The organism is Enterobacter chengduensis (genome assembly GCF_001984825.2).
GTDB classification, from domain to species: domain Bacteria; phylum Pseudomonadota; class Gammaproteobacteria; order Enterobacterales; family Enterobacteriaceae; genus Enterobacter; species Enterobacter chengduensis.
This window is the reverse complement of the sequence record NZ_CP043318.1, coordinates 1,310,699-1,331,389: the sequence shown is the minus strand read 5'-3', so window position 1 is coordinate 1,331,389 and position 20,691 is coordinate 1,310,699. Positions and strand designations below refer to the sequence as shown.

Genomic DNA, 20,691 nt, shown 5'->3' with positions numbered 1-20,691 from the left:
AAGCGGAGATCCTGACAGGTAAAGTTATGCAAAAATCGGTCTTAATTACAGGATGTTCCAGCGGAATCGGCCTGGAAAGCGCGCTCGAACTGAAGCGCCAGGGGTTTCGGGTGCTGGCGGCCTGCCGCAAACCCGACGATGTCGAACGCATGAACGGGCTGGGCTTTACCGGCGTGCTGCTGGATATGGACTCGCCGGAAAGCGTTGAGCGTGCCGCTGATGAAGTGATTGCGCTGACCGACAATCGTCTGTACGGGCTCTTTAACAATGCCGGCTACGGCGTATATGGCCCGCTGGATACCCTCTCCCGCGACACGCTGGAGAAGCAGTTTTCGACCAACTTCTTCGGCGTCCATCAGCTCACCATGCGCCTGCTCCCCGCGATGCTGCCGCACGGTGAAGGGCGCATCGTGATGACGTCGTCGGTGATGGGGCTGATTTCCACCCCGGGCCGCGGCGCCTACGCCGCCAGCAAATATGCGCTGGAGGCCTGGTCCGACGCCCTGCGCATGGAGCTACGCCACAGCGGCATTAAGGTCAGCCTGATTGAACCCGGCCCGATCCGCACCCGCTTTACCGAAAACGTGAACCAGACGCAGGCGGATAAACCGGTCGAGAACCCCGGCATCGCCGCACGCTTTACCCTCGGGCCCGAGGCGGTGGTGGCCAAAGTGCGCCATGCTTTTGAGAATGAACATCCCAAAATGCGCTATCCGGTGACGCTGGTCACCCACGCCGTAGGCTGGTTAAAACGCCTGCTGCCGGGCCGGATGATGGACAAAATTTTACACGGCTGAGTTGAAGCGGCGACGCGCATCCCCATGTAAAGAACAAACCGACAAAAGAGAAAGCCGCATGTCCGTACAGAATATCGTCAATATCACTGAAGCAAACCTGCAACAGACCCTTGAACAGTCGATGACCAAACCGGTCCTGTTCTACTTCTGGTCTGAACGCAGCCAGCACTGTCTGCAGCTGACGCCGGTGCTGGAAAGCCTTGCCGCCCAGTACAACGGTCAGTTCATTCTTGCGAAACTCGACTGCGACGCCGAGCCGATGGTGGCGTCTCAGTTTGGTCTGCGCGCCATTCCAACCGTCTATCTGTTCCAGAACGGTCAGCCTGTTGACGGCTTCCAGGGGCCGCAGCCGGAAGAGGCTATCCGCGCCCTGCTGGATAAAGTGCTGCCGCGCGAAGAGGAGCTGAAGGCGCAGGAAGGCATGGCGCTGATGCAGGAAGGCAAATACGACGAGGCGCTGCCGCTGCTGAAAGAGGCGTGGCAGCTGTCGAATCAGAACAGCCAGATTGGCCTGCTGCTGGCGGAAACGCAGATCGCCCTGCACCGTTCAGAGGACGCGGAAGCCGTACTCAAGACCGTTCCGCTGCAGGATCAGGACACCCGCTATCAGGGGCTGGTTGCCCAGATTGAGCTGCTGAAGCAGGCGGCGGACACCCCGGAAATTCAGCAGCTGCAGCAGCAGGTTGCCGACAACCCGGCGGACGCCGCGCTGGCAAGCCAGCTGGCGCTGCAGCTGCACCAGGTGGGGCGTAACGAAGAGGCGCTCGAGCTGCTGTTCAGCCATCTGCAAAAAGACCTGGCTGCCGCAGACGGTCAGGCGCGCAAGATGTTCCAGGAGATCCTGGCCGCGCTGGGCACCGGCGACGCGCTGGCGTCGAAGTATCGCCGTCAGCTTTACGCGCTGCTGTACTGACAAAAAAATGCCCGGTGGCGCTGACGCTTACCGGGCCGACAAAACAGGCTTAACCCGTTTTCTTTAACTGCGTCACCACCAGCTGGTGGCGCGCGTTGTAGAACTTCCTGTAGGTCAGGTAGCAGGCAATGATGGTGGAGAGGCTTGCCGTAGAAAGCAGCATAAACGTCACCATGATCTGATACTTAATCGCTTTTACCGGGTCGATACCGGCAAAAATCAGCCCCGACATCATGCCCGGCAGGCTCACCAGCCCCACCGTTTTGGCGGAATCGACCGTCGGGATCAGCGATGAGCGAATGCTCTCACGGATCAGCCGCGCGGAAGCCACTTTCGGGGTCGCCCCCAGGCTTAATTTCTCCTGAAGCTGCTGCTGTTCGCTGCTGAAGCGCTGCCCGAGGTTGTTATAGCACAGCCCCACGGCCACCATGGCGTTGCCCGCAATCATCCCGGAGATAGGGATAACCTGCATCGGCGTAAACGCAATCGAGCCGGAGAACACCAGCACCGCCAGCGTGAGCGCCGTCCCGGTGGTAATGGCGATTAACGACGAGATAAACGCCTTATCAATGTATTTACTGCGTTTTTGCGCGTTCCACGCCGCGTTAAAGCAGATAAAGAGCACCATCAGCAGCGTCAGCACCGCGTGGTTGACGTTGAAAATATACTTCAGCACATAGCCGACGATGATGAGCTGAATCACCGCCCGGCAGATGCTCCACACGATATCTTTTTCCAGCCCCAGCTTTTCCCGATAGCTGACCACAATCGCAATCAGCACCAGCACCATCGAAAACGCCAGGGATTCGTTCGTAATGTTATGCTCGCCCACGGTTGGCCTCCTGCATTTTTCCGCCGTGCGGCTGGAGCGTAATTACGTCATCCGCATGGGTAATTTCGTTTGCGTCATGCGTTACCCAAAGCACGGCAATATTCTGCTCCCGGGCGTAGCGATGGATAATCTCGTTGACGTTGCGCTTGTTGGCGTCATCGAGCGCGCTGGTTATTTCGTCCAGCAATAACACCTTCGGCAAAAACTGCAGGTTGCGGATCAGCGACACCCGCTGCTTTTCGCCGCCCGACAGTTCGGAAACGGACTTTGTCAGGGTGTCCGGCGGCAGATTAAAGCGCGCCAGATCGGCAGAAAACCGTTCAGGATCGGGCGTCTTGTGCCGGATTTGCCACGGGAAAATCAGGTTGTCATACACCGTGCTGTCGAACAGGCTCGGCGTTTGCACCGAGTAAGAGACCTGCTGGCGGTAGGCCTCGGGTGAGAGCGTTGAAATATCCTTCCCTTCAAAGACGATTTTTCCCGACGTTGGCGTGAGCAGCGACGCAATAATTTTAAGCAGCGTACTTTTCCCGCAGCCCGAAGGGCCGGTAATCAGTCGGAACTCGCCCGGCAAGAGGCTAAAGCTGACGTTGTTCAAAATGGTGGTGCCGCCTGTGCGGTAGCCCACGTCCTCGAGGGTTAACACCGCGCTGTTATCCTTCATGTTTCTTTCTGCCTTCATCCCAATATTTAGCAGTAGTTTACGGCGAGGAGTGATAGTAAAGCGACTTTCCTCGTATACTGAGGATCAACAAAAAGTGATTTTATTTCTGTCACAGCATGCAAAACAGGAGGTTTTTATGCTCATCGTGGTTCCGGTCCTGATCTTCGTTGCGCTGGTTATCGTCGGCGCAGGCGTCAAAATTGTCCCGCAGGGTTATCAGTGGACCGTTGAGCGCTTCGGTCGCTACACCAACACGCTCCAGCCAGGGTTAAGCCTGATTGTTCCGTTCATGGACCGCATTGGTCGCAAGATCAACATGATGGAGCAGGTGCTGGACATTCCTTCCCAGGAGGTGATCTCCAAGGATAACGCCAACGTCACCATCGACGCGGTCTGCTTTATTCAGGTAATTGATGCGCCGAAAGCGGCCTATGAGGTCAGCAACCTGGAGCTGGCGATCGTCAACCTGACGATGACCAACATCCGTACCGTGCTCGGCTCGATGGAGCTGGACGAGATGCTTTCCCAGCGCGACAGCATCAACACCCGCCTGCTGCACATTGTTGACGAGGCCACCAACCCGTGGGGGATCAAAGTCACCCGTATTGAGATCCGCGACGTGCGCCCGCCGGCGGAGCTGATCGCCTCCATGAACGCCCAGATGAAGGCCGAGCGAACCAAGCGCGCCTATATTCTGGAGGCCGAGGGGGTGCGTCAGGCGGAGATCCTCAAAGCCGAAGGGGAAAAACAGTCGCAGATCCTCAAAGCGGAAGGCGATCGTCAGTCCGCCTTCCTGCAGGCAGAAGCGCGCGAACGTTCCGCAGAGGCGGAAGCCCGCGCCACCCAGATGGTGTCTGAAGCCATTGCCGCCGGTGATATTCAGGCCGTGAACTACTTCGTCGCGCAAAAATATACCGACGCGCTGAAAGAGATCGGCTCCGCGAACAACAGCAAAGTGGTAATGATGCCGCTGGATGCCAGCAGCCTGATGGGCTCTATCGCAGGTATTGCCGAACTGATTAAAGACAGCGGAAACGAGCGTAAAAAATGATTGAGCTGATTGTTGCACATCCCCATGCCTTCTGGCTAAGCCTCGGTGGCTTACTGCTGGCGGCGGAGATGCTGGGCGGCAACGGCTACCTGCTCTGGAGCGGTATCGCCGCCGTCATTACGGGTCTTCTGGTCTGGATCCTTCCCCTGGACTGGGCGTGGCAGGGCGCGCTGTTTGCCGCGCTGACGCTGGTGGCCGCGTGGCTGTGGTGGCGCTGGCTTAACCGACGGGTTAACGAGCAGAAACCCGTCGACGCGCATCTCAACCAGCGCGGGCAGCAGATTGTCGGCAAGCGTTTTACGCTCGACAGCGCGCTGGTGAACGGGCGCGGGCATATGCGCGTGGGCGACAGCTCGTGGCCGGTGGTGGCCGACGACGACCTCAGCGCCGGCACGCGGGTTGAGGTCATTGCGGTGGAAGGCATTACCCTGCGGGTGAAAGCCTGCTAGGCGGGGGTTTTGCGGTGGCAGCAGCCGGCGAGATTGTCGATAATCGGGCAGTCGGCGCCGTCATCCCCCGGACAGGACTCCGCAAGCTGCAGCAGCTGTTCGCGCATCGCCTGCAGCTCGGTGATGTGGCGTTCAATCTCGGCCACCTTTTCCAGCGTGCGTTTTTTTACGTCGGCGCTGTGGCGCTTTGGATCGTTAAACAGGTTAACCAGCTCGCCGCACTCTTCCAGATTAAACCCGACCTGCCTGGCCTGGCGCAGCAGCGTCAGCTCATCAATGTGCAGTTTCGTATAGCTGCGGTAGCCGTTTTCGCTGCGCAGCGGCGGCGTTACCAGCCCCTTCTCTTCATAAAAGCGGATCGCCTTGCTGGTTAAGCCGGTTTTTTTTGCCACGTCACTGATATTCACAATTCCCCCTTGACCTTCCCCTTGATGGAAGGTTTAACCTTTATAACAGTTAGCGAAAAGCGTTACTCCGGTCAACTACTGACCAGTCCATTATACGGGAGTTTTGTTATGTCTCACACTATTGACCTGACGCTGGACGGCCTCTCCTGCGGCCACTGCGTCAAACGCGTTAAAGAAAGCCTGGAACAGCGTCCTGACGTCGAAAGCGCTGAGGTGACGATCGACCATGCCGCCGTGACCGGCAGCGCCAGCGCGGATGCGCTGATCGATACCATTAAACAAGCGGGTTATGGGGCGGAGTTAAGCCACCCAAAGGCTAAACCGCTGGCAGAGTCATCGTCCCCGTCGGAAGCACTGACAGCGGCCACTCCTGAGCTTCCGGCAGCGGATGATATTGATGACAGCCAACAGCTGCTGATCAACGGCATGAGCTGCGCCAGCTGCGTCTCCCGGGTACAAAACGCCTTGCAGGCCGTACCGGGCGTCGCGCAGGCACGGGTAAACCTCGCGGAGCGCACTGCGCTGGTGATGGGTAGCGCCTCCGCCGCAGAATTAGTCCAGGCCGTTGAGAAAGCGGGCTACGGCGCGGAGGCCATCGAAGACGATGCCGAACGCCGCGAGCGCCAGCAGGAAACGGCTATCGCCACCATGAAGCGCTTCCGCTGGCAGGCGATTGTCGCCCTGCTGGTGGGGATTCCGGTGATGGTGTGGGGCATGCTCGGCGACAACATGATGGTCACCGACGACAACCGCACGCTGTGGCTGGTGATTGGCCTGATTACCCTCGCGGTCATGGTGTTTGCAGGCGGGCACTTCTATACCAGCGCCTGGAAGAGCCTGAAAAACCGCACCGCGACGATGGATACCCTTGTCGCCCTCGGCACCGGCGCGGCGTGGCTCTATTCGATGAGCGTCAACGTCTGGCCCCAGTGGTTCCCGATGGAGGCGCGCCATCTCTATTATGAAGCGAGCGCGATGATTATCGGCCTGATAAACCTGGGCCATATGCTGGAAGCCCGCGCCCGCCAGCGCTCCTCGAAAGCGCTGGAACGCCTGCTCGATTTAACCCCGCCGACGGCCCGCGTGGTCACGGACGAGGGGGAAAAAAGCGTCCCGCTGGCGGAGGTGCAGCCCGGCATGACGCTGCGCCTGACCACCGGCGACCGCGTGCCCGTTGACGGCAAAATAACCCAGGGCGACGCCTGGCTGGATGAAGCGATGCTGACCGGTGAGCCTATCCCCCAGCAGAAATCAAACGGCGATGCCGTCCATGCCGGTACGGTGGTACAGGACGGCAGCGTGCTGTTTACCGCCAGCGCCGTCGGCAGCCACACGACGCTGTCGCGTATTATCCGCATGGTGCGCCAGGCGCAGAGCAGCAAGCCGGAGATTGGCCAGCTTGCTGACCGGATCTCGGCCATCTTTGTGCCGGTTGTGGTCGGCATTGCCCTGCTGAGCGCGGCGATCTGGTATGTCTTCGGCCCCGCGCCGCAGATTGTTTACACCCTGGTGATCGCCACCACGGTATTGATCATCGCCTGTCCCTGCGCTCTTGGCCTGGCGACCCCGATGTCAATTATCTCCGGCGTTGGCCGCGCGGCTGAATTTGGCGTGCTGGTGCGGGACGCGGACGCGCTGCAGCGGGCCAGCACCCTGGATACGCTGGTGTTTGATAAAACCGGCACGCTGACCGAAGGCAAACCGCAGGTGGTCGCCGTCCACACCGTGGACATTGCGGAAGCGGACGCGCTGCGCCTCGCCGCCGCGCTGGAGCAAGGCTCCAGCCATCCGCTGGCGCGCGCCATCCTCGATAAAGCCAATGCGTCTGCCCTGCCGCAGGTGAGCCATTTCCGTACCCTGCGCGGGCTTGGCGTCAGCGGTGAAGCCGAAGGCCACGCGCTGCTGCTGGGCAACCAGGCATTGCTCAATGAAAGCGGCATTGATACCACCGCGCTGGAGAGCGAGCTGAAGGCGCAGGCGTCTCAGGGGGCCACCCCGGTTCTGCTGGCGGTGGATGGCAAAGCCGCCGCGCTGCTGGCCGTGCGCGATCCGCTTCGCCAGCACAGCGTGGACGCCCTGCAGCGCCTGCACCGTGCGGGCTATCGCCTGGTGATGCTGACCGGGGATAACCCGACGACGGCTAACGCCATCGCGAAAGAAGCCGGTATTGATGAGGTCATTGCGGGCGTCCTGCCGGACGGTAAGGCGGACGCCGTCAAGAAACTGCAAAGTCAGGGACGTCAGGTAGCGATGGTCGGCGACGGCATCAACGATGCCCCGGCGCTGGCCCAGGCGGACGTGGGGATTGCGATGGGGGGCGGGAGCGATGTCGCCATCGAAACCGCGGCCATTACCCTGATGCGCCACAGCCTGATGGGCGTCGCCGACGCGCTGGCCATTTCGAAAGCCACGCTGCGCAACATGAAGCAGAACCTGCTCGGGGCGTTTATCTATAACTCGCTCGGCATCCCGATTGCCGCCGGCATTTTGTGGCCGCTGACCGGCACGCTGCTTAACCCGGTGGTCGCGGGTGCGGCGATGGCGCTCTCCTCCATCACCGTGGTCAGCAACGCCAACCGGCTGCTGCGCTTTAAACCGAAGGATTGAACCTTGTACCCGTACGCGCTAGCATGAACTTTTCCGTTCATGGAGCGCGTATGGGCCTGTTTAATCGTATAAAAACCTCGTTTCGCGCCCTCTTTCCTCGCCGTTACGCCTGGCCCGGCCTGGATATCTCGCTCCCCGGCGGGCAACATCTGCACCTGGTCGGCAGCATTCATATGGGTACGCAGGATATGTCTCCCCTGCCCCCCGGCCTGATTAAACTGCTGAAACATGCCGACGCGCTGGTCGTTGAGGCGGACATTTCGGGGCATGAATCGCCGTTTGCAGGGCTCGAGAGCGACCTGCCGCTGGCGGAACGTCTGGACGAAGCCCATCTGGCGGAACTGACGCGCGTCGCCGAGGAAACCGGCGTCTCGCTCTCCATGATTGACGCCCTTCCGCTCTGGCAAATTGCCATGGTGCTGCAGGCCACGCAGGCGCAGCGTCTGGGCCTGCGCGGTGATTACGGCATTGATTACCAGCTGCTCAATCTGGCAAGGGCGCGCAGCCTGCCGATCATCGAGCTGGAAGGAACGGACAGCCAGATTGCGCTCCTGCGGCAGCTTCCCGACGACGGTCTGATGCTCCTGGATGACACCCTAACCCACTGGCACACCAACGCCCGCCTGCTGCAGACCATGATTGGCTGGTGGCTGGATGCGCCGCCTGAAGACGGTAAGCCGATCTTGCCGTCGACGTTCAGCGAATCGCTGTATGATGTGCTGATGAACGCGCGTAACAAAGCCTGGCGGGAGACGCTACACGCGTTACCTGCGGGGCGTTACGTGGTGGCGGTTGGGGCGCTACATTTGTATGGAGAAGGGAATTTGCCGTCGCTGCTGAAATAAAAAAGTGGCCAATATTTCTATTGGCCCGTCAAAGAGGAATTTCATCGTTTTTATTATGCCGAAGGAGACCTTCGGTTGAGCCGATTGTCGCTCAAAGTGACCATCACTGCCAATACTATTGCGCAAGATGGTGCTATTTTTTAGACAAACGTCAGGCGTATGCTGTTGGCATAATTGGTCTGTCGTAAGAAGGATAGCTATGACTCCCGCCGTTAAATTACTCGAAAAAAACAACATTTCCTTCCGGATCCACACATACGATCACGATCCGAATGAAACCAACTTTGGTGATGAAGTGGTGCGCAAGCTGGGGCTGAACGCGGACCAGGTTTATAAAACGCTGCTGGTCGCGGTAAACGGCGACATGAAACACCTCGCCGTGGCGGTCACGCCCGTCGCCGGACAGCTCGATCTCAAAAAAGTGGCGAAGGCGCTGGGGGCGAAGAAGGTAGATATGGCGGACCCGATGGTAGCGCAACGCACCACGGGCTACCTGGTGGGCGGGATCAGCCCGCTCGGGCAGAAAAAACGCCTGCCGACGCTGATCGATGCCCCTTCGCAGGAATTTGACACCATCTTTATATCCGGGGGCAAACGCGGGCTGGATATTGAGCTGGCCGCGGGCGATCTGGCAAAAATGCTGGACGCGAAGTTTGCGGATATTGCGCGCCGGGATTGAGAAAATTGCCCGGTGGCGGCTACGAGGTAAAAGCAAAACGGTAACAGGCGTTACCGTTTTTTGTGTTTGCGCCCTCTCCCGGTGGGAGAGGGTTGGGGTGAGGGCATCAGGCCGCACAACGCTACTGCCAGCTCACCTCACCTTTCGGCTCATACGCGTTCACGTCAATCGGCGAATTCTGCTCGATAAACTGCTTCAGCACTTCCGCGTCGATAAAGCCGGTATTCACGTAGCCCGGTTTGTTATCGATATGCGGATAGCCGTCGCCGCCGGTGGCGTTAAAGCTTAAGGTCGCCAGACGATAGGTTTTGGCCGGGTCGACCGGTTCGCCTTTGATCTTCAGGTCGTTAAGCTTGCCGTCTTTCGCCACAAAGCTGACGTTGGCAAACTGCGGATAGGCCCCGGAATCCGGCTTCATCTGCGCCACGGCGGTAAGGTACTCAACAACCTCCTTCCCGCTCATGTCGGCATAAACCACCACGTTACCGAACGGCTGCACCTTCAGAACGTCTTTATAGGTGATGTTTCCACCTTCGATGGAATCACGAATGCCGCCCCCGCTCATCACGCCAAAGTCCGCGCCGGTGCGCGCCATCTGCGCCGCCAGTACCAGGTGGCCCATGTTGGTCTGCACGAAGCGAACCTTACTGCGGTCCCCTTCCAGACGACCGTTCAGCGTGCCGATTTTCACGTCCAGCTGCGCCTTGCCTTTGTTCTGGAACGGCGTCAGGAGGGAGAGCATCTGCTGGTTTTCAGCGATCTCTGGCGTGTAAAGTACGCGCTCACTTTTCCCGTCCGGATAGGTCACTTTCTTCTTCAGGTTGACCGGAATGAGCTGATAGTGCACCAGCTTCATCTCGCCGTTACGGAACTCAAAGTCCGCCCGGCCCACGTATTTGCCCCACTCGTGCGCCTGCACAATCCAGATACCGTTCTGACGGTCCGGCGCGCACGGCGTGCCCGGCACGTAGTCCACCTGCTTTTTGTTTTCGGAAGCCATACACACCGGATCCTGTGAGTGACCGCCCACAATCATCGCCAGCGAGCCCGCAGGCAGGCTGCGCGCCATCTCCACGTCGCCCGGTGCGTTAGAGCCGTGCTCGCCGTTGTCGTAGTGCCCCATGTGCGTGGTGGCGATAATCACGTCCGGCTTTTCGTTTTGCTGCAGCTCCTGAATCACCAGCTTCGCTTCGTCTGCCGGCTTGCGGAATTCGATATCGGTGAAGAACTCAGGGTTGCCGATTTTTGCCGTATCGTCGGTGGTTAAGCCAATCACCGCGATCTTCAGATCCTGACGCTTAAACAGCGCCCAGGGTTTAAACAGCCGTTCGCCGGTGCTTTTCTGGTAAATGTTGGCGGAAAGGAACGGGAATTTGGCCCATTTTTCCTGCTGACGCAGCACCGTCAGCGGGTTATCGAACTCATGGTTACCCACGGCCATCGCGTCGTAGCCAATCAGGTTCATGCCGCGGAAATCCGGCTCGGCGTCCTGTAAATCAGATTCCGGTACGCCGGTGTTGATATCGCCACCTGAGAGCAACAGCACGCTGCCGCCCTGGGCCGCCACCTCTTTGCGAATGCCGTCCACCAGCGTTTTTTGCGCCGACAGGCCATATTCGCCGTACTCACTGCGCCAGAAATGACCGTGGTGATCGTTGGTGTGCAGAATGGTGATTTTATAGGTTTTGTCTTTTTCATACGCCTGCGCGGGCAGGCTTACCAGCCCCCACGCCGCGATGAGCGCCAGCGCGACGCCCCGCTTCATTAACTTCATCTTCTCTCTCCCTGACCCATAGACAAAGGCAGAAATTACAGTGACTCACAATAATAGACAAATAAGTTTTCATAATTGCGACTTTCTTCAAATGTCCGGGCCGGGTATGTTAGTCGGATAATAATTACGCCCTGCATCTCTAATAACAATAGACGTGGTACTTCTCTCTATGGCAATCAGTGAATCAACCCCGGCGTCGCCGCCAAAATCGCGCACCTCCTTTAAAGTATTAGGCGCAATCAGCCTTTCGCACCTGCTCAACGACATGATCCAGTCGTTGATTCTGGCTATTTATCCGCTGCTGCAGGCCGAGTTTTCGTTAACCTTCGTGCAGATCGGGACGATCACCCTGACCTTCCAGCTGGCTTCCTCGCTGCTGCAGCCGGTGGTGGGCTACTGGACGGATAAATACCCGATGCCGTGGTCATTGCCGATCGGCATGTGCTTTACCCTAAGCGGGCTGGTGCTGCTGGCCATGGCCGGGAGTTTTGAAGCCGTGCTGATTGCCGCCGCGCTGGTGGGCACCGGCTCGTCCGTCTTCCACCCTGAGTCCTCCCGCGTGGCGCGCATGGCCTCCGGTGGCCGTCACGGGCTGGCGCAGTCGCTTTTCCAGGTCGGCGGTAACTTCGGCAGTTCCCTCGGCCCGCTGCTGGCGGCGGTGATTATCGCCCCGTACGGCAAAGGCAACGTGGCGTGGTTTGTGCTGGCCGCGCTGCTGGCGATTATCGTGCTGGCGCAGATCAGCCGCTGGTATGCCGCGCAGCATCGGGTAAACAAAGGGAAACCTAAAGCGAAGGTTATCAATCCCCTCCCGCGCAATAAGGTTATCCTGGCCGTTTCGGTGCTGCTGGTGCTGATTTTCTCGAAATACTTCTATATGGCGAGCATCAGCAGCTATTACACCTTTTATCTGATGCAAAAATTCGGATTATCGGTGCAAAACGCGCAGTTCCACCTGTTTGCCTTCCTGTTCGCCGTCGCCGCCGGCACGGTCATTGGCGGGCCTGTGGGGGATAAGATTGGGCGTAAATACGTGATTTGGGGCTCTATCCTCGGCGTGGCGCCCTTTACCCTCATTTTGCCGTACGCCAGCCTCGAATGGACGGGAATTTTAACCGTGATTATTGGTTTCATCCTCGCCTCCGCGTTTTCCGCCATTCTGGTCTATGCCCAGGAGTTGCTGCCCGGCCGTATCGGTATGGTTTCCGGACTGTTTTTCGGTTTCGCCTTCGGCATGGGCGGGCTTGGTGCAGCGGTGCTGGGGATGGTTGCGGATCACACCAGCATCTTCCTGGTTTACAAAATCTGTGCTTTCCTGCCGCTTCTGGGGATGTTGACCATATTCCTGCCTGATAACCGTCACAAAGCGTGAATTACGGGTAGCCAAAGTAAAACTTTGGCTACCTGCCACCCTTATGCCATAAGGGTTTCCTCTCCATCCCTGACCTGAATTTATCAATATGCGCTTTTTTACGCGTATATTGCCGTTTTATTCAAACTTCAACAATTATTCATAAACATAAGGGCAAAAATTGTCATAAACTATTACCTGGTCTTTTGGTATTCACGCCAAAAATGGAACACTCACCGCGAAAGGAGACGGAATGCACCACGCCACACCGCTTATCACCACCATTGTTGGTGGACTTGTGCTCGCTTTTATCCTCGGCATGATTGCCAATAAACTGCGTATTTCTCCTCTTGTCGGCTATCTGCTGGCAGGTGTCCTGGCGGGACCGTTCACGCCAGGTTTCGTCGCGGATACCAAACTGGCCCCTGAGCTGGCGGAATTAGGCGTGATTCTGCTGATGTTTGGCGTCGGCCTGCATTTTTCCCTGAAGGATTTGATGGCGGTAAAGTCGATTGCCATACCGGGAGCGATCGCCCAGATAGGGGTGGCGACGCTGCTGGGAATGGCGCTTTCGGCGGTGCTGGGCTGGTCGTTAATGACCGGTATCGTATTTGGGCTGTGTCTCTCAACCGCCAGTACCGTGGTGCTGCTGCGCGCGCTTGAGGAGAGACAGCTGATTGACAGCCAGCGCGGGCAGATCGCGATTGGCTGGCTGATTGTTGAAGACCTGGTCATGGTGCTGACGCTGGTGCTGCTGCCCGCCGTCGCCGGGATGATAGAAAAAGACAACGTCGGCTTTGCCTCGCTGGCGCTGGATATGAGCATTACCATCGGTAAGGTGGTGGCGTTTATCGCCATCATGATGCTGGTAGGACGCCGTCTGGTGCCGTGGATCATGTCCCGCAGCGCGGCGACCGGCTCGCGCGAGCTGTTTACGCTTTCCGTTCTTGCGCTGGCGCTGGGTATCGCCTTCGGTGCCGTTGAGCTGTTTGACGTTTCCTTTGCCCTGGGCGCGTTTTTCGCCGGGATGGTACTGAACGAATCCGAGCTGAGCCACCGCGCGGCGCACGACACGCTGCCGCTGCGCGATGCGTTTGCCGTACTGTTCTTCGTCTCCGTCGGCATGCTGTTTGACCCAATGGTCCTGATTCATCAACCGCTGGCCGTGCTGGGCACGCTGGCGATCATCATCTTTGGTAAGTCGCTCGCCGCCTTCTTCCTGGTGCGAATGTTCGGCCACTCCCCGCGGACGGCGCTGACCATCGCCGCCAGCCTGGCGCAGATCGGTGAGTTTGCCTTTATTCTCGCCGGTCTGGGCATGGCCCTGAACCTGCTGCCCCAGGCCGGACAAAACCTGGTGCTGGCGGGGGCGATTCTGTCGATTATGCTGAACCCGGTCCTGTTTGCCCTGCTGGAAAAATACCTCGATAAAACCGAGACGCTGGAAGAACAGACGCTGGAAGAGGCCATCGAAGAGGAGAAGCAGATCCCGGTCGATATTTGCAATCACGCCCTGCTGGTGGGCTTTGGCCGCGTGGGAAGCCTGCTCGGCGAGAAGCTGATGGCGCAGGGGATTCCGCTGGTGGTGATAGAGACCTCACGCACGCGCGTCGACGAGCTGCGCGAGCGCGGTATCCGCGCGGTGCTGGGCAACGCGGCGAACGAAGAGATCATGAACCTGGCGCATCTGGACTGCGCCCGCTGGCTGCTGCTGACCATACCGAACGGCTATGAAGCGGGTGAAATCGTGGCCTCCGCGCGCGCGAAGTGCCCAACGATTGAGATTATCGCCCGGGCGCACTATGACGACGAGGTGGAGTACATTACCGAGCGCGGCGCGGATAAGGTGGTGATGGGTGAACGCGAGATTGCGAACACCATGCTGACGCTGCTGGAGAAACCGCCGGTAGAAGAGGCGGTGACGGGGTAAGTTTTGTGCGGTCTGGTCCCCTCACCCCAGCCCTCTCCCCTTAGGGGAGAGGGTGTTCAAGTTCCCTCTCCCCTATGGGGAGAGGGTTAGGGTGAGGGGTTTCTTTTACCTGTCCCAGTACGCCTCTTCGAGGCTGTCTTCCCGTTCCGGCAGGCCACGCGTTAAGCGCGGGGAGTGCTGGTTCAGCACCTGATAGCTCACGCGGTTCGCGTACTTACACACCTGCGCCAGCGACGAATAGGTCAGCCAGCTGAACTTGTGCTTGCTGGAGTTCGGCACGTTGGTTTTGTGGTAGGCGTTCGCGGTGATGTCGTGCAGCAGCGCGGCCAGCGCGCCGTCGCCCGCGCCGTTGGTGTTCATGATCTTCTCCGGTCCGCCCATATACGGGGCGATGTGGGAGTAGATCCGCAGCGGATTCACGCAATCTTTGTAGCGCATGCCGCGGCTGAACTCGTACTGGTTGAACTCGGCGATCGCGCCCGGCAGCAGCGGGTGCTGGGTTTTGCGTTTACTCTCTTCTTCCGTGAAGCCCGCCATATACAGCCCAACCGGGCCGGCAGTGCAGAGCACCAGATCCACCCAGTCCAGTGCTTTGTCAGACGCCAGCAGCGGATCGCTTTCGCCGGTCAGCGCTTCGGCCTCTTCTTCGTTCATCGCCAGAATCGAGACGTGCTCTTTCAGGAAGGCCTGCCACCATTCTGGGTTATCGGCAATCACGAATTTGGTGCCCAGCGTCAGAACGACGGGCACGTCGTACTTTTTGGCGTACTCAACCGCCTTCATGGTCGCTTCCGGCATCGGCTCGCCGGGCTTGCAGCGCACCAGGTATGAGGTCAGTACCAGCGCCGAGGCGCCCGCGATCACCTCTTCGGGAATGCTTTCCGCGCGCAGCCTGTTCATGTGACCCGGGCTGATGGCAAAGGTACGCTCGCCGGATTCGCCGATCAGCGTAAAGCAGCGGCCAATCGGGCCGTCGACGCCCTGAAGGTAGTTGAGATCGGTACGGCTGGAGGTGTTGCAGAGATAGCGGTAGGCATAACCGCCGATTTCAATGTTGCTGCACATCACGCCGAGCAGCACCGAACGGTCGTCTGCCAGCACGGAGTAGTTATGCATGGTATTGCCGATGGTGCCGCCGGCGAACTGATGGGTAATCAGATTTTCGCGCACCAGCTCCTGGTACAGCGCTTCGGCGACGTCGTCCTCAATCACCAGCGAGTGCCCGGCGCTCAGACCGTAGCGGGCGACAAACGCGTCATCCACTTTCGCTTCAATGTCCACCAGCGTCTGGTCGATACCGACGACCCACGCCGCGCTGGTTTCATTTTCTGGCTGGATTTGCTGCAGGAGCGGATCGCGGGCATCGACGGGAAAGTAGTGTTTGGATTTGCGTTTACCGGGAAATTTCATGGTCTGAACTGTGCGAAGAATATGGGCCGGGAATGGTAGCACAAACCCGGCCCCGAGTGCGATCAGCGGCTGTTCGTCACCAGCGAGACCATCATGTCGATATGCTCGGGCGAGTCGTTAAGCGCCGGAATGTACTCGTACTTTTCGCCGCCCGCCTCCAGGAAAAACTCCCGGTTTTGCACCGCGATCTCCTCCAGCGTTTCCAGGCAGTCTGCCGAGAAGCCCGGCGACATCACCTGAATGTGCTTCACGCCCTTCTCGCCGAGCATTTTGAGGGTTTCATCGGTGTACGGCGTCAGCCACGGCTCGCGGCCGAAGCGCGACTGGAAGGTCATCATCACCTTTTCCGGCGGTAGGCCAAGGGCGGAAACCAGTTCGCGGGTGGTATCGCGGCAGCGCTGCGGATAATCATCCCCTTCGTTAGCGAAACGCTGCGGGATCCCGTGATAGGAGAGCAGCAGCAGATCCGGCTCGCCGTGCTTTTCAAACGACGCGCGGGCGCTGTTGGCAAGCGCGTTGATGTAGAGATCGTTATCGGCGTAATCACGAATAAAGGTCACGCCCGGAATGCGGCGACGGGTCGCCAGAATGCGCGCCAGCTCGTCCCAGACGGCGGCCACCGTCGAGCAGGAGTACTGCGGATAGAGCGCCAGCACGACGATGTGGTCCACGCCCTGCGCCAGCAAGGATTCTACCGCGCTTTCCAGGGACGGTTTGCCGTAGCTCATGCCGAGCGCGACGGGCGTATCCGGCAGGCGGGCAGCCAGCGCTTTTTCCTGGCGACGGCTGTAGACCATCAGCGGCGAGCCCTCCTCCATCCAGACGGACTGATAGAGTTTGGCGACGCGCGGCGAACGAATCGGCAGAATGACGCCACGCAGCAGCGGCCACCACAGCAGCCGTGGAAAATCCACGACGCGCGTGTCGCTTAAAAATTGTCGCAGGTAGCGTTTTACCGCGTCTGATGTAGGTGCTTCTGGAGTGCCCAGATTGGCAAGCAGGATGCCGGTTTTCGCCTGACTCATTCACGCCTCTTAACCATTTGATAGGTTGTCAATTGTAGCGGAAATGCGTTTAAACGAAACCCATTGCTGTAATAGGCAAGATGAGAATATTTCTCACCCGGGGGCCCGGGTGAGAGGCGCGCGATTAGCCGAGGATTTTTTCCAGCTCTGCACGTACGTCAGCCACGGCTTTGGTACCGTCGACTTTGGCGTATTTGGTGTTACCCGCCTGCGCTTCTTTGGTGTAGTAGCCGATCAGCGGCGCGGTCATCTGATGGTATTCCACCAGGCGCTTGCGCACGGTCTCTTCCTGATCGTCTTTACGGGTGGTCAGCTCTTCGCCGGTCACGTCGTCTTTGCCTTCAACCTTAGGCGGGTTGAATTTGATGTGGTAAACGCGGCCAGAAGCAGCGTGTACGCGACGGCCAACGATGCGGTCAACGATCAGCTCGTCCGGCACGTCGAACTCCAGAACGTAGTCCACGTTGATGCCCGCTTCCTTCATGGCGTCAGCCTGAGGAATGGTGCGTGGGAAGCCGTCCAGCAGGAAACCGTTACGGCAGTCTTCCTGAGCAATGCGCTCTTTAACCAGAGCAATCACCAGCTCGTCGGTTACCAGCTTGCCTGCATCCATGATGTCTTTCGCCTGTTTACCCAGCTCGGAGCCAGATTTCACAGCGGCGCGCAGCATATCACCGGTGGAGATTTGCGGAATACCGTATTTCTCCATGATGAACTGAGCCTGAGTTCCTTTACCCGCGCCCGGAGCGCCAAGCAGAATAATACGCATTGCGAAAATCCCCTCAAATGTCGTTTCAATTTTTCAAAAGCGCTAAACAATACCACCAGAACGGGCATCGCTCAAGGAAGGCGGGAAGGCTGAAACGGTTAACGGGGGGAGATTATTTGGGGTAGTGCGGTTGATTCCCCCTCACCCTATCCCTCTCCCCAAAGGGGAAAGGGGACGATTATACCCTCTCCCCTTTGGGGAGAGGGCTGGGTGAGGGGCGGGTGTTGAGTTACGCCATCAGCAGCGCATTCACACGTTTAATGAACAGGTTAGGATCTTCCAGCGTGCCGCGCTCGGCCAGCAGGGACTGATCCAGCAGCAGCTCAACCCACTCGGCAAAGCGGGCGTCGTCCTGGGTATCCGCCGCGCGTTTCACCAGCGGATGATCCGGATTAAGCTCAAAGATATATTTCACTTCCGGCATCGCCTGGCCCGCCGCAGCGAACAGCTTCGCCATCTGGGTGCTCATTTCGTCAGCATCGGTGGTGACAATCGCCGGGGTATCCGTCAGGCGGTGCGTGAAGCGTACCTCTTTCACGCGATCGCCCAGCAGGGTTTTGACGCGCTCAACGAACGGCTCCAGCGCCTTCTCGGCTTCTTTGGCGCTTTCGTCCACTTCATCCGCCAGCTTGTCGATGGACTCGTCCGCTTTGGCTACGGACTGGAACGCCTTACCGTCGAACTCGGTCAGGTAGTTCATCATCCACTCGTCGATGCGGTCGGACAGCAGCAGCACTTCGATGCCTTTCTTACGCAGCAGCTCCAGGTGCGGGCTGCTCTTCGCCGCGGCGTAGCTGTCGGCGGTGATGTAATAGATCTTCTCCTGCCCTTCCTTCATGCGGGAGACGTACTCTTCCAGCGACACGGTCTGCGCGGAGGAGTCGGCGTGCGTAGAGGCGAAGCGCAGCAGTTTAGCGATGGTTTCAACGTTCGCGGTGTCTTCCGCCGGGCCTTCCTTCAGCACCAGGCCGAACTGTTTCCAGAAGGTCTGGTATTTTTCCGCATCGTCCTTCGCCAGTTTTTCCAGCATCTGCAGCGCGCGTTTGGTCAGGGCGTTGCGCAGGTTACGGGTGACGGTGCTGTCCTGCAGAATTTCACGCGAGACGTTCAGCGGCAGATCGTTGGAGTCTATCAGACCGCGCACAAAGCGCAGGTAGTTCGGCATGAACTGCTCGGCGTCGTCCATGATGAACACGCGCTGCACGTACAGCTTCAGGCCGTGTTTGTGATCGCGGTTCCACATGTCCCACGGCGCCTGTGCCGGGATGTACAGCAGGCTGGTGTACTCCTGCTTACCTTCCACACGGTTGTGGCTCCAGGTCAGCGGGTCGGTAAAGTCGTGGGCGATGTGCTTGTAGAACTCGCTGTACTCGTCGTCTTTAATTTCAGACTTGTTGCGCGTCCACAGCGCCTGCGCCTTGTTGATTTTTTCCCAGGAAACGACGGTTTCACCGTCTTTCTCTTCCTGTTTTTCAATCTCAACCGGCAGGGCGATGTGGTCGGAGTATTTGCTGATGATGGAGCGCACGCGCCAGTCGTTCAGGAAATCGTCTTCGCCTTCACGCAGGTGAAGGGTGATCTCGGTGCCGCGATCCGCTTTGGTGATGTCATCAACGGTGTACTCACCTTCCCCTTTGGATTCCCAGAGCACGCCGTTCTCCGCGCTGTCGCCCGCCGCGCGGGTGCGCACGGTGACGTTGTCCGCCACGATGAACGCCGAGTAGAAGCCGACGCCGAACTGGCCGATGAGCTGGCTGTCTTTCGCCTGGTCAGAGCCCATGGACTCGAGGAACGCCTTGGTGCCGGATTTGGCGATGGTGCCGAGGTGGTCAATCACCTCGTCGCGGTTCATCCCGATGCCGTTATCGGCGATGGTCAGGGTGCGGTTCTCTTTGTTGAACGAGACGCGCACGCGCAGCTCGCCGTCACCTTCGTACAGATCCGGGTTAGACAGCGCGCGGAAGCGCAGCTTGTCCGCTGCGTCCGAGGCGTTGGAAATCAGCTCACGCAGGAAGATTTCTTTGTTGGAATACAGGGAATGGATCATCAGGTGCAGAAGCTGTTTTACTTCTGACTGGAAACCACGGGTTTCTTGTCCTTTCATCTAAGTCGACCTCAACAATGCCATTTAATGGGGTTGTAAAACGTTGAGTGAGAGATGGGGATAAGGGGGGAAATTTTCAAGCGGAGGCCGCGCGCGCAGCCTCCGTTTGGTCAGAAAATAATCTTGTGACGTCCGGCCAGAGAGTGCGACAGCGTGGTGCCGTCGACCATTTCCAGCTCGCCGCCGACCGGCACGCCGTGGGCGATGCGGCTGGCATCAACGCCGTACTGCGCGCACAGCTCGGCGATGTAGTTGGCGGTTGCCTCCCCTTCCACCGTGGGGTTGGTGGCGAGGATCACCTCCTTGATGGTTTCGGACTCAAGACGCTGTTCAAGGCGGTCAAGACCGATATCATCCGGGCCAATACCGTCCAGCGGGGAGAGATGCCCCATCAGCACGAAGTAGCGGCCGGAAAACTGCCCGGTTTGTTCGATGGCGTAGATATCCGCCGGACTCTCCACCACGCAAATCTGGCCGTTCTCCTGACGACGCGGGTTCGTACAGATGTTGCACACGTCCTGCTCGGTAAAGGTGCGGCAATCCGCACAGTGACCAATTTCCGACATGGCGCGGGTCAAAGCCTGCGCCAGGCGCATCCCGCCGCTGCGGTCGCGCTGCAATAGCGTAAACGCCATGCGCTGCGCCGACTTCGGGCCAACGCCCGGCAGGCAGCGCAACGCTTCCATTAACTGCGTGAGCAGCGGACTGGTTTGCATCAGAACGGCATCTTGAAGCCCGGCGGCAGCTGCATACCGCTGGAAACAGAGGCCATTTTCTCTTTCTGGGTTTCGTCGATACGGCGAGCGGCATCGTTAAACGCGGCAGCAACCAGATCTTCCAGCATCTCTTTGTCGTCTTCGAGCAGGCTCGGGTCGATTTCCACGCGACGGCAGTTATGCGCACCGTTGATGGTCACCTTGACCAGACCGGCACCGGATTCACCCGTGACTTCCAGCTGAGCGATCTCTTCCTGCATCTTCTGCATTTTTTCCTGCATCTGCTGAGCCTGCTTCATCAGGCCACCCAGACCGCCTTTTCCACCAAACATAGGCTTCTCTCTTCTTTCACGTTTAAGGATTACAAC

General features: G+C 58.7%; 19 protein-coding genes. 9 read left to right on the top strand and 10 right to left on the bottom strand.

Annotated features, from left to right (window positions below; genetic code table 11):
* The first annotated feature begins 26 nt into the window (after positions 1-26).
* Both FY206_RS06610 and FY206_RS06605 read left to right on the top strand, forming a co-directional pair.
* Positions 27-797 (top strand): SDR family oxidoreductase, encoded by a 771-nt coding sequence (locus tag FY206_RS06610; protein WP_032638587.1) that lies wholly within the window; start codon positions 27-29, stop codon positions 795-797.
* Between the two features lie 58 nt (positions 798-855).
* Positions 856-1,710 carry a co-chaperone YbbN gene (locus FY206_RS06605; RefSeq protein WP_023310624.1) on the top strand — a complete coding sequence of 285 codons (855 nt, stop codon included), beginning with the start codon at positions 856-858 and terminating at the stop codon, positions 1,708-1,710.
* 49 nt (positions 1,711-1,759) lie between these two features.
* Here FY206_RS06605 and fetB read toward each other — a convergent pair whose 3' ends face one another.
* Together fetB and fetA are read right to left on the bottom strand one after the other, a co-directional pair.
* Complete coding sequence (gene fetB, locus FY206_RS06600; RefSeq protein ID WP_032638584.1) at positions 1,760-2,542, bottom strand: iron efflux ABC transporter permease subunit FetB; 783 nt, start codon at positions 2,540-2,542, stop codon at positions 1,760-1,762.
* Positions 2,529-3,206 carry an iron efflux ABC transporter ATP-binding subunit FetA gene (gene fetA / locus FY206_RS06595; protein ID WP_032638583.1) on the bottom strand — a complete coding sequence of 226 codons (678 nt, stop codon included), beginning with the start codon at positions 3,204-3,206 and terminating at the stop codon, positions 2,529-2,531. The genes fetB and fetA overlap by 14 nt, the downstream gene beginning before the upstream one ends.
* Positions 3,207-3,342: 136 nt before the next feature.
* Between fetA and FY206_RS06590 the strand changes: the two genes are divergently transcribed.
* Together FY206_RS06590 and FY206_RS06585 are read left to right on the top strand one after the other, a co-directional pair.
* The gene (locus FY206_RS06590; RefSeq protein ID WP_008499312.1) at positions 3,343-4,257 is read left to right on the top strand and encodes an SPFH domain-containing protein; all 915 of its coding nucleotides are present in this window, start codon (positions 3,343-3,345) and stop codon (positions 4,255-4,257) included.
* Entirely contained in the window at positions 4,254-4,706 is a 453-nt protein-coding gene (locus tag FY206_RS06585) for an NfeD family protein (RefSeq protein ID WP_032638581.1), read from the top strand. The genes FY206_RS06590 and FY206_RS06585 overlap by 4 nt, the downstream gene beginning before the upstream one ends.
* Here FY206_RS06585 and cueR read toward each other — a convergent pair.
* The gene (cueR, locus tag FY206_RS06580) at positions 4,703-5,113 is read right to left on the bottom strand and encodes a Cu(I)-responsive transcriptional regulator (protein WP_032638578.1); all 411 of its coding nucleotides are present in this window, start codon (positions 5,111-5,113) and stop codon (positions 4,703-4,705) included. The two genes, FY206_RS06585 and cueR, sit on opposite strands and share 4 nt — an antisense overlap.
* A 108-nt stretch (positions 5,114-5,221) precedes the next feature.
* On the opposite strand from cueR, the gene copA reads away from it, so the two are divergent.
* The 3 genes from copA (at position 5,222) to ybaK (ending at position 9,244) form a co-directional block, all read left to right on the top strand.
* Positions 5,222-7,720, top strand: coding sequence for a copper-exporting P-type ATPase CopA (gene copA, locus FY206_RS06575; RefSeq protein ID WP_032638576.1), 2,499 nt, complete (start codon positions 5,222-5,224; stop codon positions 7,718-7,720).
* A gap of 50 nt (positions 7,721-7,770) precedes the next feature.
* Entirely contained in the window at positions 7,771-8,565 is a 795-nt protein-coding gene (locus tag FY206_RS06570; protein ID WP_032638574.1) for a TraB/GumN family protein, read from the top strand.
* 199 nt (positions 8,566-8,764) lie between these two features.
* Positions 8,765-9,244 (top strand): Cys-tRNA(Pro)/Cys-tRNA(Cys) deacylase YbaK, encoded by a 480-nt coding sequence (gene ybaK, locus FY206_RS06565; RefSeq protein ID WP_023343509.1) that lies wholly within the window; start codon positions 8,765-8,767, stop codon positions 9,242-9,244.
* Between the two features lie 121 nt (positions 9,245-9,365).
* Here ybaK and ushA read toward each other — a convergent pair whose 3' ends face one another.
* Positions 9,366-11,018, bottom strand: a complete 1,653-nt coding sequence (gene ushA / locus FY206_RS06560; protein ID WP_077064106.1) for a bifunctional UDP-sugar hydrolase/5'-nucleotidase UshA — start codon at positions 11,016-11,018, stop codon at positions 9,366-9,368.
* A 169-nt stretch (positions 11,019-11,187) separates the two neighbouring features.
* On the opposite strand from ushA, the gene FY206_RS06555 reads away from it, so the two are divergent.
* Both FY206_RS06555 and ybaL read left to right on the top strand, forming a co-directional pair.
* Positions 11,188-12,390, top strand: coding sequence for an MFS transporter (locus tag FY206_RS06555; RefSeq protein ID WP_032638569.1), 1,203 nt, complete (start codon positions 11,188-11,190; stop codon positions 12,388-12,390).
* 232 nt (positions 12,391-12,622) lie between these two features.
* Positions 12,623-14,299: a YbaL family putative K(+) efflux transporter gene (gene ybaL, locus FY206_RS06550; protein WP_032638567.1), complete on the top strand. Its 1,677-nt coding sequence runs from the start codon at positions 12,623-12,625 to the stop codon at positions 14,297-14,299.
* A 105-nt stretch (positions 14,300-14,404) separates the two neighbouring features.
* Here ybaL and FY206_RS06545 read toward each other — a convergent pair whose 3' ends face one another.
* The 6 genes from FY206_RS06545 to FY206_RS06520 all read right to left on the bottom strand — a co-directional run bounded on the left by FY206_RS06545 (position 14,405) and on the right by FY206_RS06520 (position 20,655).
* Positions 14,405-15,709 (bottom strand): inosine/guanosine kinase, encoded by a 1,305-nt coding sequence (locus tag FY206_RS06545; RefSeq protein ID WP_032638561.1) that lies wholly within the window; start codon positions 15,707-15,709, stop codon positions 14,405-14,407.
* 62 nt (positions 15,710-15,771) lie between these two features.
* Positions 15,772-16,734, bottom strand: coding sequence for a ferrochelatase (hemH, locus tag FY206_RS06540; protein ID WP_032638560.1), 963 nt, complete (start codon positions 16,732-16,734; stop codon positions 15,772-15,774).
* A gap of 124 nt (positions 16,735-16,858) precedes the next feature.
* Positions 16,859-17,503 (bottom strand): adenylate kinase, encoded by a 645-nt coding sequence (gene adk / locus FY206_RS06535; protein WP_006809841.1) that lies wholly within the window; start codon positions 17,501-17,503, stop codon positions 16,859-16,861.
* A 229-nt stretch (positions 17,504-17,732) separates the two neighbouring features.
* Positions 17,733-19,607 (bottom strand): molecular chaperone HtpG, encoded by a 1,875-nt coding sequence (htpG, locus tag FY206_RS06530; protein WP_032638558.1) that lies wholly within the window; start codon positions 19,605-19,607, stop codon positions 17,733-17,735.
* Positions 19,608-19,717: 110 nt separating this feature from the next.
* The gene (gene recR / locus FY206_RS06525) at positions 19,718-20,323 is read right to left on the bottom strand and encodes a recombination mediator RecR (RefSeq protein ID WP_006809843.1); all 606 of its coding nucleotides are present in this window, start codon (positions 20,321-20,323) and stop codon (positions 19,718-19,720) included.
* Positions 20,323-20,655 (bottom strand): YbaB/EbfC family nucleoid-associated protein, encoded by a 333-nt coding sequence (locus FY206_RS06520; protein WP_003858972.1) that lies wholly within the window; start codon positions 20,653-20,655, stop codon positions 20,323-20,325. Before FY206_RS06520 ends, recR begins: the two co-directional genes overlap by 1 nt.
* Positions 20,656-20,691: the final 36 nt, after the last annotated feature.